Raw genomic sequence first — 15,455 nt, forward strand, 5'->3', positions numbered from 1 at the left:
CGAGAATGACCCGACGGGCTGCGGCCCGGCCTCGTTCCCCAACGTTCCGGATCCATCGATTCATGCTTCCACTGCGCCTGCTGCGATCACTGCTGATCGCGTCCCTCGTTGCGTTGCCGGCCGCCGCCGCGCACGCGGACAAGCCCGCCATTCTCCGCATCGGCGTCGCCCAGCAGGGCGCCGGCGACCCACCGACCTTCGGCGGATCGAGCGCCGCGACGGTGCAGTTGCAGCAGCTCGTCGAAAAGGAATTCGCCGCCGACGGCATCAAGGTCGAATGGCTGTTCTTCAAGGGCGCGGGGCCGGCCGTCAACGAGGCGATCGCCAACAAGGCGCTCGACTTCGCATACCAGGGCGACCTGCCCGCCGTGCTCGCGCGCTCGAACGGGATCAAGACGCGCCTGCTGCTCGCCGCGAGCGTGCGCTCGGGCATCAAGATCGCGGTGCCGCCCGACTCCACGATCCGCTCGATCAAGGACCTGAAGGACCGCCGCGTGTCGATCTTCCGCGGCACCAACCTGCAGCTCGTCGCCGACAACGCGCTCGCGAAGAACGGCCTCGGCGAACGCGACCTGCGCGTGATCAATCTCGACGCCGCCAGTTCGCTCGCCGCGCTCGCGTCGAAAGGCATCGACGCGTCGGTCGGCGATTACGGGCTCTACAAGCTGCGCGACGCGGGCCTCGCGAAAATCATCTACGAATCGCAGAACGACGGCCCGCAGTTGACGCGCCAGACCCACCTGCTCGTACTCGACGATTTCGAACGCGCGCACCCGGACATCGTGCAGCGCGTCGTCACCGCGTTCGTGAAGGGCGCGCAATGGTCGTCCGACGAGGCGAACCGCGATGCGCTGTTCAAGCTGTGGGCGAAGAGCGGCGTGCCGTACACGTCGTGGCAGGCCGACTATGCGAACCAGCGCCTGAAGGACCGCCTGTCCCCGCTGATCGACCCGTTCGTCGTCGCGCGCTACAAGGCCGTCGCGCAGGATGCGCTGAACCTGAAGCTGATCCGCCAGCCGGTCGACGTCGACGGCTGGTTCGAGCCGAAGTATCTCGACCATGCATTGCGCACGCTCAAGCTCGAAAACTACTGGCCGCGCTATGACGCGGCCGGCAAGCCTCTCTCCTGACCGGATCGACCCCGATGAGCGACACCGCGTTTCCCGTCCCGTCGTCCGAGTCGCGCACGCTCGCCGTGCCGCCGCGCCGCGCGGCCGCGCTGGAACGGCTCGCGTGGCGGCTCGCGCCGTGGGTGCTGCCCGCGCTGCTGTTCGCGCTGTGGAGCGTGGGCAGCGCGCGCGGCTGGATCGCGCCGCAAATCCTGCCGCCGCCCGAACGCGTGGTCGACACGCTGGCCGAGCTCGCGTCGAACGGCGATCTCATGCGCCACACGCTGATCAGCCTGCAACGCGTGCTCGTCGGCTTCGCGGCCGGCACGCTGCTCGGCGTGTCGATCGGCGTCGCGCTCGGGCTGTCGCGCACGCTGGAAGCCTACGTGCTGCCGAGCTTCAACGCGCTCGTACAGATCCCGGTGCTCGGCTGGCTGCCGTTCCTGCTGCTGCTCGTCGGCGTCGGCGAGCCGCTGAAGTACCTGCTGATCGCGCATGCGGCGCTCGTCCCCGTCACGCTGAGCACGCTGCAGGGGTTTCGCCAGACGCCGCCCGCCCTCGACGAAGTCGCGCGCGGGTTCGGCTACACGCGCCGGCAACGCATCGTCCACGTCGTGCTGCCGGCCGCGATCCCGACGCTCGCGACGGGCGCGCGGCTCGCGTTCACGAAGTCGTGGCTCGCGCTCGTCGTGGTCGAACTCGTCGCGTCGTCCGAAGGGCTCGGCTACCTGATCGTGTACGGGCGGCAATTGTTCCAGCTCGATCTCGTGATGGCGGCCGTGGTCGTGGTCGGCGCGGTCGGCCTGCTGATCAACCGGGCGCTCGACGCACTCGAAGCGCGCCTGCGCCGCGGCGTGCCGTCCGCGTTTCGCGGCTGAACGGGCCCGCCCGCCCAACCGAAGGAGAATCGCCCGTGCCGCCTGCCGCCGCGCCGTCAGCCACACCGCCCGCTACCACCGCTACATCCGCCGCGGCCGCCCGCCGTCCGCATGTGCCCGACTGGCGCGGCTTCGTGCTGCCGCTCGCGGCGTTCGCGCTCTGGTGGGCGATCGCTTCCGCGCATCTCGTGACAAGCGGGCTGCTCGTCGGCCCGGCCGACGTGCTGCACACCGCGTGGGCGCAGGCGGCAAGCGGCGCGCTCGGCCGTGCGCTGCCGGCGTCGCTCGCGCGCGAAGCGTGCGGGTTCGCGATCGGCGCGACGGGCGGCCTCCTGCTCGGCGCGGTGCTCGGGCTGTCGCGCATCGCCGCGCGGATGGTCGGCCCGAGCTTCGACACGTTCAAGCAGATCTCGCTGTTCGCGTGGATTCCGCTGATTTCCGTGTGGTTCGGCCTCGGCGACGTCGCGAAGGTCGTGTTCCTGTCGCTCGCCGCGCTGCTGCCGGTCGCCGCCCATACCTGCGACGGCATTCACGCGGTGCCGCGCGCGTATGTCGACGTCGCCCGCGCGCTGCGCTACTCGCGGCTCCAGCTGATCCGCCACGTGATCCTGCCGGCCGCGCTGCCGTCGATCTTCACCGGCCTGTATCTCGGCCTGATCTATTCGTGGCTCGCGACGCTCGGCGCCGAATACCTGCTCGTCGCCGGCAGCGGGATCGGCAACACGCTGATCGACGGCAGCGAGCAGTTCCGGATGGATCTCGTGCTGTTCGGGATCATCGTCGTCGGCGTGACCGGCTGGGCGCTGAACGCGACCGCGCGAGCGATCGAGCGCAAGGTGCTGGCCCGGCGCGGCGACCTCGCGCGCTGAGCGCCCCTTGCCTCCTTTCCGCCCCCTTCTTCGTACCGCCATGACGACCCTCGCCTCCGATTCGCTCGACATCCTCCATGTAAGCAAGCACTACGCGCGACGCGACGCGGCGCTCGCCGTGCTCGACGACGTATCGCTGCACGTGCGTGCCGGCGAATTCGTCACGATCGTCGGCGCCAGCGGCTGCGGCAAGTCCACGCTGCTGCGGCTCGTCGCCGGGCTCGACACCGACTACACGGGCGAAATCCGCGCGGGCGGCGAACGCGTGCGCGACACGTCGCTACAGCGCGGCATCGTGTTCCAGGATCACCGGTTGTTTCCGTGGCTGACCGTCGAACAGAACATCGGCGCCGCGCTGCGCAACGCGCCGCTGGACGCCGCCGCGAAACGGCGTGCGGTCGCGGAACACATCGCCCTCGTCGGGCTGAACGGCTTCGAGCACGCGTTTCCGAACCAGTTGTCGGGCGGGATGGCGCAGCGCGTCGCGATCGCGCGCGGTCTCGTGAACCGGCCGCGCGTGCTGCTGCTCGACGAGCCGTTCGGCGCGCTCGACGCGCAGACGCGAGCGAAGATGCAGAACGAACTGCTGCGCATCTGGGAACAGGAACGCATCACGATGCTGCTGGTCACGCACGACGTCGACGAAGCCGTCTATCTCGGCGACCGTGTCGTCACGATGGCGCCGCGTCCGGGCCGCATCGCGCGCATCGTCGACGTCGCGCTGCCGCGCCCGCGCCGGCGCGATTCGCCGGCATTCGCGCGATTCCGCGCCACGGTGCTCGCCGATTTCGACGACAGCGCCCCGTCGGGCGACGACGCCTCGGGCGGCAAGCGCATCGACGCGGCGCGAGCGCACCCGATCGGCGAATGGCGGCTCGCGTGGTAGCGATGCAACGCGTTTGCATTGCTCAGCATCACGACACATATCGTTCAGCGCAGTCCGCACGCTAAGGTTGTGACGATTCATCGGTTCCGAATCCGCGCGGCGCCTGCTTGAATGGAGGCTCGACCGACCCGACTCCAGGAGACTCCCGATGTCCGATGTCCAGCACGCCGCTCACTCGCCTTCGCCTGCTTCGCACGCCGCGCCGCGCACGGCCGCCGTCCCGCTTCAGCTTCGCCAGGTCGCCGGCCGGATCGGCGCCGAAATTTCCGGCGTGCGGTTGTCGTCCGCGCTCGACGACGCGACGTTCGACGCGATCCACGCCGCGCTGCTGCGCCACAAGGTGCTGTTCTTCCGCGGCCAGCACCATCTCGACGACACCGCGCAGGAAGCGTTCGCCCGCCGCTTCGGCGACACGGTCGCGCACCCGACCGTGCCGTCCGTCGACGGCAGCGCGGCGCTGCTCGAACTCGATTCCGCGCACGGCGCACGCGCGAATTCGTGGCATACCGACGTGACCTTCGTCGATGCGTATCCGAAGGTCTCGATCCTGCGCGCGGTCGTGATCCCGCCGTTCGGCGGCGACACCGTATGGGCCAACACGGCCGCCGCGTACGCGCATCTGCCCGATTCGCTGCGCGCGCTCGCCGACACGCTGTGGGCGCTGCACACGAACGCCTACGACTATGCGTCGACGCACGTGCACGCCGACGATGCACAACTGAAGCGCTACCGCGAAGTGTTCACGTCGACCGTCTACGAAACCGAGCACCCGGTCGTGCGCGTGCATCCGGAAACCGGCGAGCGCACGCTCGTGCTCGGACACTTCGTGCAGCGGCTCAAGGGGCTGTCGGCGCAGGATTCCGCGCACCTGCTGCAGGTGTTCCACGAGCACGTGACGCGTCTCGAGAACACCGTGCGCTGGAACTGGCAGGAGGGCGACGTCGCGATCTGGGACAACCGCGCGACGCAGCACTATGCGATCAACGACTACGGCGATGCGCGCCGGGTCGTGCGCCGTGCGACCGTTCACGGCGACGTGCCGGTCGGCATCGACGGCCGCCGGAGCGTCCTGCTGAAGGGGCCGGGCGCCACGCTGCAATAACGTCCATGTCCCGCGGCGGCGCCCTTTCGCCTGTTTCCTTTCCCTTTTTCCCGCGCGCCGCCGCGCCACTCCCTGCCGGACACCCGCCATGAACATCGCGCCACCGGACCGACGCTTGCACGCGCAACGATGTCGTCCGTCTTCCCCGTTCACTTCCGCCAGGAGCGTCGCATGAGCGCCCTACTCGAACCCCCCGCCCAGCCGGTCGACGTGATCCCGCTGTCCGCCCACATCGGTGCGGAAATCCGCGGCGTCGACCTCACGCAACCGTTGACGACGCCGCAGATCACGGCGATCCGCGCCGCGCTGCTGAAATGGCGCGTCGTCTTCTTCCGCGAACAATTTCTCACGCACGAGCAGCATGTCGCGTTCTGCGCGCAGTTCGGCGAGCCGACGGTCGGGCACCCGGTGTTCGGGCATGTCGACGGCCATCCGGCCGTCTATTCGATCGCGAAGCATCGCAAGGCGACGCGCTTCGAAGGCGAACCGGTGCGCCGGCCCTGGACCGGCTGGCACACCGACGTGACGGCCGCCGTGAATCCGCCGTGGGCATCGATCCTGCGCGGCGTGACGATCCCGCCGTACGGCGGCGACACGCACTGGACCAACCTCGTGCGCGCCTACGAAACGCTGTCCGCGCCGCTGCGCGGCTTCGTCGACACGCTGCGCGGCATCCATCGCTTCACGCCACCGCCAGGCGCGCGCGCGACCGGCGCATTCGACGACGCGGTCGAGCGCCGCCCGCTCGTGACCGAGCATCCGCTCGTGCGCGTGCATCCGGAAACCGGCGAACGCGCGCTGTACGTGAGCCCGAGCTTCCTGAAATCGATCGTCGGGCTGACGCCGCGCGAGAGCCAGGCGCTGCTCGAACTGCTGTGGGAGCACGTGACGCGGCCGGAATTCACGGTCCGCTTCAAGTGGGAGCCGCGCAGCATCGCGTTCTGGGACAACCGCGCGACCGCGCATCTCGCGCCCGTCGACATCTTCGATCTCGACTTCGACCGCCAGCTATATCGCACGACGCTCGTCGGCGACGTGCCGGTCGGCCCCGACGGCCGGCCGTCGGTCGCGCTCGAAGGCACGCCGGTCGAAACGGCCGCGGCCGTCGCGCTCGACTGACGCGGCGAACGCCGGTGCGCACGGGCGCGTCGGCCCCCCTTCCGTCAATCGAGCCACACGCCGTCGAACCGGTGCCCGCCGAGCGGCGAGAACGTCAACCCGTGGACTCGCCTGGAGATCGGCAGCGACACGATCGACGTCGCGATCGGCGTGAACGGCACCTGGTCCTTGAACACCACCTGCGCCTGCTCGTACAGCGCCGTGCGCTTCGCGACATCGGCATTCGAGCGCGCCGCCGTCACGAGTTGCTCGAAGTCCTTGTTGCACCACTTCGCGAGATTGCTGCCGTGCACGGCGTCGCAGCCGAGGAGCGTGCCGAGCCAGTTGTCGGGGTCGCCGTTGTCGCCCGACCAGCCGTACAGGATCGCGTCGTGCTGGCCGTCGTGCTTCGCGCGGCGGTTGTATTCGCCCCATTCGTAGCTGACGATCCTCGCGCGCACGCCGATCCTCGCCCAATCCTGCTGGATCAGTTGCGCCATCAACTGCGCGTTCGGGTTGTACGGGCGCTGCACGGGCATCGCCCACAGCGTCAGGTCGAAGCCGTTGGGAAAGCCGGCCTGCGCGAGCAGCGCCTTCGCGGCGGCCGGATCGCGCGGCGCGTCCTTCAGGCGCGGGTTGTACGACCATTGCGCGGGCGGCATCGGATTCGTCGCGATCGTCGCGTCGCCGTTGAACACGGTCTTGATGATCGCCGCCTTGTCGATCGCGATGTCGAGCGCGCGCCGCACGTCGACGCGATCGAGCGGCGGATGCTGCGTGTTGTACGCAACGAAGCCGACGTTGAAGCCCGTCCCCGAAAACAGCGTCAGCTTCGGGTCGCGCCGCACCGTCTCGAGATCGGCCGGCCGCGGAAACGCCGACACCTGACACTCGCCGGCCACGAGCTTCTGCAAGCGCGCGGCCGGGTCGGGCGTGATCGCGAACACGAGGCGCGCGAGCTTCACGTCGTCCGGGTTCCAGTAGTCGGGATTCGCGTCGTAGCGGATCAGCGCGTCCTTCTGGTACGTACGCAGCACGAACGGCCCCGTGCCGACCGGGAACTGGTTGATGTCCGACTCCCGATGGCGCGCGGCGAGCTGCCCCGCATATTCGGCCGACAGCACCGACGCGAACGCCATCGCGAGATTGCGCACGAACACGACGTCGGGCGACTTCAGCACGAAGCGCACCGTGTAGTCGTCGACTTTCTCGATGTGCTCGATGTTGCGGTCGAAGCCGAGATCGCTGAAATACGGGAAGCTGACCGGATACGCCTTGCGGAACGGATCGTCCGGGTCGAGCATCCGGCGGAACGTGAACACGACGTCGTCGGCCTGGAACGGACGCGTCGGCTTGAACCACGCGGTGGTCTGGAATTTCACGCCGCGCCGCAGGTGGAACGTGATCGTGCGCTGGTCGGGCGACACGTCCCAGCTCGTCGCGAGCGCGGGTACGAGATCGAGCGTGCCGCGCTTGAACTGCACGAGCCCGTTGTAGATCGGGTACGTGCTCGCATCGAAATCGGTGCTCGTCGTATGCTGGCCGGGATCGAAGCCGGCCGGGCTGCCTTCGGTACAGTACACGAGCGTCTTGCCCGCGGGCGCCGCGAGCGCGTGCGTCGCGGCGCCCGCCAACAGCAACGACGCGGCGATGCAGCGGAGCGCCGCGCCGGCGTGCGATACGCCGCGCGTGCGGCGCGCGGCTGACGAAACGAAAGGATTCTTCATGGTGGCGGATAAAAAAGGCTGTCATGCGATTGACGACCGCCGATCTTCGCGCGCCTCCCGCCGATCGCTTACCAATTAATTCCGCGTTGCTTATCGTCGTGGATGCATCCCGCTGCCGCTGCATCGAAAAGTCCATGCGAGCGCCGCATGCATGCCGAACGCCGCCGCCGCGAGCCGCCCGGACACCCGATCGAAAACCGCCGCACGGCCTTCCGGCCCCCTGCAAGTTCTCCGGAATGGGCGCATCGTATCGATTGGCCAACGCCGGCGCCAGCGCGCGGGAATCCGCCCGGCGTGCACATGCCGGCACGGCGCGTCCGTGCGCGCCGCCCTTTCCGGAGGAACCCGATGCCGATCAACCCCGATACGCCCTCTCGTCCCGTGAAGTCGCCGGGCCCCGATCACCCGATCCTGATCGAACCGCATTCGTCCCGCGTGATCGTGAAGGTGGCCGACAAGGTCGTCGCCGATACGCGCCATGCGCTGGTGCTGCGCGAGGCCAGCTATCCGGCGGTGCTGTACATTCCGCGCGAGGATGCCGACATGTCGCTGCTCGAACGCACCGAACACGCGACCTACTGCCCGTACAAGGGCGATTGCGCGTACTACTCGATTCCGGCCGGCGGCGAACGCTCGATCAACGCCGTGTGGACGTACGAGCATCCGAATCCGGCCGTCGAATCGATTCGCGGGCACCTCGCGTTCTATCCGGATCGCGTCGACTCGATCGAGGAAAGCCTGCTCGTCACCGAGTGAGCGCGGCGGCGTGCTGCCGCGTCACCGGTTACGTATCGTCCGGCCGCTGATTTGCATATTCGGATTCGTTGGTTGGCCGCCGGCCCGCCGCGCCGTATCGTCCTGACTCCGGCGCGGGCCGGCCCGTTGCGTGCGTCGCCCGCATCCGGCCCGGTCCTGCGCCGGCCGCGCCACCTTCGCGCGCGGCCCGTGAACCCGCCAGCAGGACGCCTCGATGAACGACACACCGCACGCAGACCTTGAATCGACTCCGGCGAACCCGCGCCGCCGCCAGTGGCTGCACGGCGCGGCCGCCGGGCTGGCCGGGCTCGCGCTCGGGCCGCTCGCGGCCGCGCCCGCACGCGCCGATGCCGGCGGCACGCGGCTGCGCATCGGCTTCCAGAAATACGGCAACTTCGTCGTGCTCAAGGCGCGCGGCACGCTCGAGAAGCGTCTCGCGAGCCAGGGCGTCGCCGTGCAATGGCTCGAATTCCCGGCCGGCCCGCAACTGCTCGAGGGGCTGAACGCCGGCGCGATCGACGTCGGCACGGTCGGCGAAACTCCGCCGATCTTCGCGCAGGCGGCCGGCGTCGATTTCGTCTACATCGGCAACGAGCCGCCGGCGCCGCAGGGCGAGGCGATCGTCGTGCTGCCCGATTCGCCGATCCGAACCGTCGCGCAACTGCGCGGCAAGAAGGTCGCGTTCAACAAGGGTTCGAACGTCCACTACCTGCTGGTGAAGGCGCTCGAGCGCGCGGGCCTGACCTATGCCGACATCCAGCCGATCTACCTGACGCCGGCCGACGCGCGCGCGGCGTTCGTGCAGCGCAGCGTCGATGCGTGGGTGATCTGGGATCCGTATCTGGCCGCCGCCGAACGGCAGCTCGGCGCGCGCGTGGTCGCGAACAGCGACGCGCTCGTGCGCAATACGCAGTACTACCTCGCGGCGCGCAAGTACGCGGCCGCGCACCCGCAGGTGCTGCGCGCGCTGCTCGACGAAGTCGATGCGGTCGACCGCTGGGCGCGCGATCACGTGCCCGAGGTGGCCGCGCAACTGTCGCCGCTCGTCGGCCTCGACGCGCCGACGCTCGAAGTCGCGCTCAAGCGCGCCGGCTACGGCGTGCAGCCGATCACCGACGCGACTCTCGCGTACCAGCAGAGCATCGCCGACGCGTTCAGCACGCTGAAGCTGATCCCGGGCAAGCTGTCGGTCGCCAGCGCGCGCTGATGCGTCACGACGCGGGCGCCGCGCCGATGCGCCGCCATTCGTCGTAGTCGGTGACGAGGCCCGCGCCGTCGATCGCGATATCGGCCGCATACGTGCCGCTCTCGTAGCGATACATGTGCGGCGCCGTGCGCGTATAGCGCTGCTCGCCGCGCACGATGTCGACATCCGGAAAACGCAGCCACGCGGTGCGAATCTCCGCCGACTCGCCGACGGCGAGCGCGAGCCGCCGGATCGGCAGCGTATTGGTCGACGGACTGAAGCCGAGATCGATGTCGGTCGCGCCCGCGAGCGCCGGCGCATCGACGCCGTCGATCGTCCACCGCCCCGCATCGCACGCGATGTCCCATTGCCGTGGCGGCGCCGTGCCGGTCCACCGCGTCACGCGCGCCGAACGCGTGAGCCAGTCGGTCCCGCATGCGATCGCGTAATCGATGCGAAACGGCGTGCCGTCGATCGCGCCCGCCACCGTCCCCGCCAGCGCGATGCCCGTTTGCGACTCGTCGAGCCGGCACCATTCGGCCGCCTGCCACGTCTGCACGATCTGCCATGCGACGCAATGCGTCCGTGGGGCTTCGTTGCGTTGCGTCATGCCGGGTCTCCTGTCGGTCGCGAGGGAGCGACGCCGATTTTCGCTCACGGCGCGAACGAACGCACGCGGCTTCGTCGGCACCATGAGCGCACCGGCCGATAGTGAGTATCGGCCCGACGCACACCGTCGGCCCTCCGCCGCTTTGATACCATCCGTCGATCGGCACAAAATCGTACCGGAAGACAAAAGGCGCGACTTCATGGATTTGTTGGCGACGATGCGCATCTACGTCAGGGTCGTGGAGCGCGGCACGATGTCCGGCGCGGCACGGGATCTCGACATGGGTCAACCGGCCGTCAGCGAGCGCATCGAGAAACTCGAGAAACATCTCGGCACGCGGCTCCTGATGCGCAGTGCGCGTACGCTCGCGTGCACGGAGGAAGGCCGCCTTTTCTACGAACGCAGCAAGGCGCTGCTCGAGGCGGCCGAGTTGGCCGTTGCATCGGTGTCGAAGACGGAAAACGCGCTCGACGGCACGATCCGGCTCGCGGCGCCGCAATGCTTCGGCGAGGTCGTACTGCCGGGCGTGCTGATGCAGATCCGCACCGCGTATCCGAAGCTGCACATCGACCTCGTGCTGAACGACGACATCGTCGATCCGGTCACCGAGGGCGTCGACATTTCGATCCGGGTCGGCCAGCTCGGCGACGGCGGCTTCGTCGCCTACGCGCTCGGCACGGTCGGCCGCGTGCTCGTCGCCGCACCGTCGTATCTCGACCGGCACGGCCCGATCGACACGAAGGCCGATCTCGCGAACCATCCGTTCATCCGTGTGAAAGGCGTGTTCGCGAACGAACAGGTGCCGCTGCAGCGCGACGGCGGCGCAGTCGAATACGCGCGTATCCGCACGGTCATGACCGCGAGCCACTGGCGCCCGATGTTCGACACGATCGCGGCGGGCGGCGGCATCGGCGTGGTCCAGCACCCGGCTTGCGCCGATGCGCTCGCGCACGGCCGGCTCGTCCGCCTGCTGCCGCACTACGACGTTCCCGACTTCGCGCTCAACGTGCTGGTGCACGCGCAGCGGCCGCTGCCGCCGCGCGTGCGCGCCGTCGTCGATCTGTTGAAACGAGCACTCCCGCCGCTGCTGACGCAGCGGCAGCGTTAGGGCCTGTTCACGCCTGCAGCGACTTCCCCGGTTCCTTCACGTGCGCATCGACTTCCATCTGGTAGAAGCGCGCGCTGACGAAGCCGAACAGCGTCCAGCCGAGGAACACGCACAGGCCGCCCAGCATCAGCGCCTGCTCGCCCGAGCTGTAGAGCGCGTAGAAGCTGTACGCGGTCGCGACCATCGCGACCACGTTCGTCAACAGCGCCTTGCCCGGCGGCACCTTCGCGACCTTCTGGATCGTGATCAGCGCGGCCATCGACATCACGTAGGGCACGAGGTTCGTGACGACCGCGAGATCGACGATCTTCTGGAACTGGCTGCTCAGCTCCGGGCTGATCGTCATCAGCGCCAGCGCGACCTGCGCGACCAGCAGGATCACCATGCCGACGATCGGCGTGCCCGTGCGCGTGGCGCGCGCGAACACCGGCAGGAAGTAGCCGACGTCGGCCGAGCTCTTGAACACCTGCGCCACCGTGAACTGCCAGCCGAGCAGCGAGCCGATGCATGCGATCACCATCAGCGCGGTGACGATCGTGCCGACGGCCGGCGTGAACATCGTCGCGAACGCGATGCCGAACGGCGCATTCGACTTCGCGAGGATCGCGTTGGGCACGATCCCGGCGATCACGTTGGTCGACACGATGTAGAAGATCGCCGACGCGATCGTGCCGCCGAGCACGGCGATCGGCACGTTGCGCTCCGGATTCTCCACCGCGTCGGAGTTCGCGCACGCCGATTCGAGCCCGAGGAACGCCCACAGCGTCACCGCGATCGAGCCGCCCACGGCCGGCCCGAACGGCAGGTCGTGCGGATTCCACGCCGCGCCCCAGGTCGCGCCGCTGAACCAGAACCAGCCGATCAGCGACACGACGACGACCGGAATGATCACGCCCCACACCGTCACCGCGCCGATCCGGCCGGTGATGCGCGAGCCGCCGAAGTTCGCGACCGTCGTCAGCACGAGCAGGAAGATCGTCCAGAGGCCCGTTTGCAGCGGCGACAGCGTCGCGTCGAACAGCACGGTGCCGTAGCCGACCGCCGTCACGCCGATCGCGACGTTGGCGATCACGAGCGACAGCCCGTACGTGTAGTTCGCCATGTAGTTGCCGGCCTTGCCGAACGCGTACTCCGCGTAGCCGCCCATCCCGCCCGGCTTGCGGCTCAGCATCCCGCAGCGCGCGAACGCATAGGCGAGCGCGAGCGAGCCGCCGGCCGTGACGATCCACGACAGCAGCGAGATCGTGCCGACCTGCGCGAGCTTCGCCGGCAGCAGGATGATGCCGGAGCCCATCATGTTGACCGCCGTGAGGACGGTGAGCTGCCAGACGTTCATCCGGTTCTTCGGCGCGGCCGTCGTGGCCGCGCCGGACAGGTGCGCTGCGTTGTCCATGGTGTTCGATCCTTCGATGTGAGGCCGCCGGGCGGCCGGTCGCTCGTTCGTTCGCTCGTCAGGCCGTCAGGCAGTACACGCGGTACGTGCCGTCCTCGACTTCCACGCCGTGCGTGTCGTGTGCGAAGCCCGGGAAACGCCGGTCGTACGCTTCGAGCGCCTTCAGGTAGCCGAGCACCGGGCCGCCGGCCGGCCCCGCGTTCTCGCCCGGCATCAGGAGCGGAATGCCCGGCGGATACGGCACGACGCCGGTGGCCACCGTGCGCCCGGCCAGCTCGTCGAGCGTGACCTGTTCGACGCGGCCCTGCACGAGATGCTCGTACGCGCGCACCGGGCTCATCTCCGGCGTCGGCAAGATCGAGAACGCCTCCGACATCAGCCGCGTCGTGCCGAGCTGCTCCATCGCCGCGAACATCGTGTCGGCCAGATCCTTGAGCCCCATGCCCGCATAACGCGAACCATGCTCGTTCGCGAGCGACGGAATCGCCATGTCGAGCGGCAGGTTCGCGTCGTAGTCGCGCTTGAAATCGCACAGCGCGCTGACGAGCGAGCCCCACTTGCCCTTCGTGATGCCGATCGAGAACAGGAACAGGATCGTGAAATCGGTGGTCTTCTCGACGACGATCCCGCGCGCATCGAGATACGCGGTGACGACGCTCGCCGGGATGCCGACCGGCATCAGGCCGCCGGCCGGCGCGACGCCAGGCGTGACGATCGACACCTTGATCGGGTCGAGCATGCAGTAGCCGTCCTCGATATTGCCGAAGCCGTGCCATTGCGCGCCGGGGCGCAGCACCCAGCACGCCGGGTCGCTCGCGAGCAGCTCGGGCGGCGCTTCGTGGAACGGCAGCGTGCGGCCCGTGCGCGCCTCGAGCACGGTATCGGGCTGCCAGCATTCGAAGAACCAGTCGCCCTTCGCGCCGAATTCATTGTTCATTCGCGCGATCATCTGCCGGAACGCGACAGCCTCCTCGATCGATTCGCGCGTCAGCGCGGCGCCGCCGGGGCCGTCCATCATCGCGGCCGCGACGTCGTTCGACGCGATGATCGCGTAGTTCGGCGACGTCGACGCGTGCATCATGAACGTTTCGTTGAACTGGCCATGCGGAATCGGGCTGCGGCCGTCGCGCACGTGGATGTACGACGCCTGCGACAGCGCGGTCAGCAGCTTGTGCGTCGACTGCGTCGCGAATACCGTGGGCCGGTCCTTGTGGTGGTCGCGCGGGTCGCCGTGCATCGCATGGCGGTCGCGGTAGATCGGATTGAAGCGCGCGTAGCCGTACCACGCTTCGTCGAAGTGCAGCCGGTCGACGCTCGCGCCGAGCAATTCCTCGACGCGCGTGACGTTGTAGCAGAGGCCGTCGTACGTGGAATTCGTGACGATCGCGTGCTTCGGCTGGCGATCGGCCAGCCCGGCCGCGAGCGGGTTCGATGCGATCGCTTCGCGGATCGCCGCCTGCGTGAGGCGCTCCGATGCGATCGGCCCGATGATCCCGTAGCGGTTGCGCGTCGGCACGAGGTAGGTCGGAATCGCGCCCGACATCGTCATCGCATGCTCGGCCGACTTGTGGCAGTTGCGGTCGCACAGCGCGATCTGGTCGCGGCTCACGCTCGCCATCAGGATGATGCGGTTCGACGTCGACGAGCCGTTCGTCACGTGATACGTGCGATGCGCGCCGAACACGCGCGCCGCATAGCGCTCGCTTTCGCCGATCGGGCCCGAATGATCGAGCAGCGAGCCGAGTTCGCCCACCGAGATCGACAGGTCCGAGCGGAACAGCGATTCGCCGAAGTACTCGAAGAACGCGCGGCCGACCGGCGATTTCAGGAAGCCGGTGCCGCCCGTGTGGCCCGGCGTATGCCACGAGTATTCGTAGACGCGCGAGAACTTCGCGAGCGCGCCGAACATCGGCGGCAGGACGGTCGAGCGATAGCGTTCGATCGCCGCGTGGATGCGCCCACCGATGAAGTCGGCCGTATCCTCGAGCAGCCACACGAAATCGTCGACCTTGCCCATCACCGCGGCCGGCACCGTCGACGCGACGCTGCGGTCGGCCAGCAGGAAGATCGGCACGCTGCCGTTGCGATGCCGGATCGCGTCGACCACCACCTCGGACGGCCCGTGGCCGTCCACGCCGAGATCCCAGTCGAGCAGCACGCACTGGATCGACGGATCGGAGCGGATCAGCACGACCGCATCGTCGGCGGACGTGGCCGTCAACACGTCGATGCCGCGTTGCGCGAGTTCCGCGCTCAGCGTGCGGACCGCGCGGCCGGTCGCGGTTTCCTGCGCGATTTCGTCGTCGACCAGTAGCGCACGCATGCCGAGACGGCGAATGCCGCCGACGGAAGTGTTCATGTTGTTGCCCTCGCGGTTGGGTTGCTTCGATTGGTATCGCTCGTCTCGCGCGCACGCGGACGGCAGGTCACGGGCAGTGGCACGAGACGCTCGCCATTCCGGCTTGATTCGCCACCCAGTTCGGAGCCGACTATGCCATGAACGCCATTCGATGAAAAGCCGACGATTCGGTGAAACCATCGGCGCCTTTCCAATAGGATTTCATCATTGGATCATTTTTATATGCGCTGCAGCACGTCAATTGCCGATCAATTGATTAGGCTCATCCGTCAATGACATTGACGATTCTGGTCGATTGAATTCGCGTGCCTTTATTGCTACGATCGGCGGCGCCGAGCACCGTCCGATCACGGCTGTGCCGCGCTGCTCGACGC

At 68.5% G+C, this 15,455-nt stretch carries 13 protein-coding genes; 9 read left to right on the forward strand and 4 right to left on the reverse strand.

Annotated features, from left to right (window positions below):
- Positions 1 to 62 precede the first annotated feature (62 nt).
- From C5F75_RS24800 to C5F75_RS24825, 6 genes are all read left to right on the forward strand, one after another.
- Complete coding sequence (locus C5F75_RS24800) at positions 63 to 1,130, forward strand: ABC transporter substrate-binding protein (protein WP_059582549.1); 1,068 nt, start codon at positions 63 to 65, stop codon at positions 1,128 to 1,130.
- 14 nt (positions 1,131 to 1,144) lie between these two features.
- Positions 1,145 to 1,987 (forward strand): ABC transporter permease, encoded by an 843-nt coding sequence (locus C5F75_RS24805; protein WP_104012845.1) that lies wholly within the window; start codon positions 1,145 to 1,147, stop codon positions 1,985 to 1,987.
- 35 nt (positions 1,988 to 2,022) lie between these two features.
- Positions 2,023 to 2,856, forward strand: coding sequence for an ABC transporter permease (locus C5F75_RS24810; protein WP_104012846.1), 834 nt, complete (start codon positions 2,023 to 2,025; stop codon positions 2,854 to 2,856).
- Positions 2,857 to 2,896: 40 nt separating this feature from the next.
- Entirely contained in the window at positions 2,897 to 3,742 is an 846-nt protein-coding gene (locus tag C5F75_RS24815) for an ABC transporter ATP-binding protein (protein ID WP_104012847.1), read from the forward strand.
- A 148-nt stretch (positions 3,743 to 3,890) separates the two neighbouring features.
- On the forward strand, positions 3,891 to 4,844 hold the full coding sequence (locus tag C5F75_RS24820; protein ID WP_060311167.1) for a TauD/TfdA dioxygenase family protein: 954 nt from the start codon (positions 3,891 to 3,893) through the stop codon (positions 4,842 to 4,844).
- 171 nt (positions 4,845 to 5,015) lie between these two features.
- The gene (locus C5F75_RS24825) at positions 5,016 to 5,963 is read left to right on the forward strand and encodes a TauD/TfdA dioxygenase family protein (protein WP_104012848.1); all 948 of its coding nucleotides are present in this window, start codon (positions 5,016 to 5,018) and stop codon (positions 5,961 to 5,963) included.
- Between the two features lie 44 nt (positions 5,964 to 6,007).
- Here C5F75_RS24825 and C5F75_RS24830 read toward each other — a convergent pair whose 3' ends face one another.
- The gene (locus C5F75_RS24830) at positions 6,008 to 7,669 is read right to left on the reverse strand and encodes an ABC transporter substrate-binding protein (protein ID WP_059582563.1); all 1,662 of its coding nucleotides are present in this window, start codon (positions 7,667 to 7,669) and stop codon (positions 6,008 to 6,010) included.
- Between the two features lie 348 nt (positions 7,670 to 8,017).
- Here C5F75_RS24830 and C5F75_RS24835 point away from each other — a divergent pair, with 348 nt between their 5' ends.
- Both C5F75_RS24835 and C5F75_RS24840 read left to right on the forward strand, forming a co-directional pair.
- Complete coding sequence (locus C5F75_RS24835) at positions 8,018 to 8,425, forward strand: DUF427 domain-containing protein (protein WP_059583096.1); 408 nt, start codon at positions 8,018 to 8,020, stop codon at positions 8,423 to 8,425.
- Between the two features lie 214 nt (positions 8,426 to 8,639).
- Complete coding sequence (locus C5F75_RS24840) at positions 8,640 to 9,632, forward strand: sulfonate ABC transporter substrate-binding protein (RefSeq protein WP_104012849.1); 993 nt, start codon at positions 8,640 to 8,642, stop codon at positions 9,630 to 9,632.
- A 4-nt stretch (positions 9,633 to 9,636) separates the two neighbouring features.
- Here C5F75_RS24840 and C5F75_RS24845 read toward each other — a convergent pair whose 3' ends face one another.
- The gene (locus tag C5F75_RS24845; protein ID WP_104012892.1) at positions 9,637 to 10,221 is read right to left on the reverse strand and encodes a putative glycolipid-binding domain-containing protein; all 585 of its coding nucleotides are present in this window, start codon (positions 10,219 to 10,221) and stop codon (positions 9,637 to 9,639) included.
- Positions 10,222 to 10,420: 199 nt separating this feature from the next.
- On the opposite strand from C5F75_RS24845, the gene C5F75_RS24850 reads away from it, so the two are divergent.
- On the forward strand, positions 10,421 to 11,329 hold the full coding sequence (locus C5F75_RS24850; RefSeq protein WP_104012850.1) for a LysR family transcriptional regulator: 909 nt from the start codon (positions 10,421 to 10,423) through the stop codon (positions 11,327 to 11,329).
- 7 nt (positions 11,330 to 11,336) lie between these two features.
- On the opposite strand, the gene potE is transcribed toward C5F75_RS24850, so the two are convergent.
- Positions 11,337 to 12,722 carry a putrescine-ornithine antiporter gene (gene potE, locus C5F75_RS24855; protein WP_059582571.1) on the reverse strand — a complete coding sequence of 462 codons (1,386 nt, stop codon included), beginning with the start codon at positions 12,720 to 12,722 and terminating at the stop codon, positions 11,337 to 11,339.
- 58 nt (positions 12,723 to 12,780) lie between these two features.
- The gene (locus tag C5F75_RS24860) at positions 12,781 to 15,081 is read right to left on the reverse strand and encodes an Orn/Lys/Arg family decarboxylase (RefSeq protein ID WP_089465509.1); all 2,301 of its coding nucleotides are present in this window, start codon (positions 15,079 to 15,081) and stop codon (positions 12,781 to 12,783) included.
- Positions 15,082 to 15,455 lie beyond the last annotated feature (374 nt).

This window comes from Burkholderia anthinoferrum (assembly GCF_002925705.1).
GTDB lineage: Bacteria > Pseudomonadota > Gammaproteobacteria > Burkholderiales > Burkholderiaceae > Burkholderia > Burkholderia semiarida.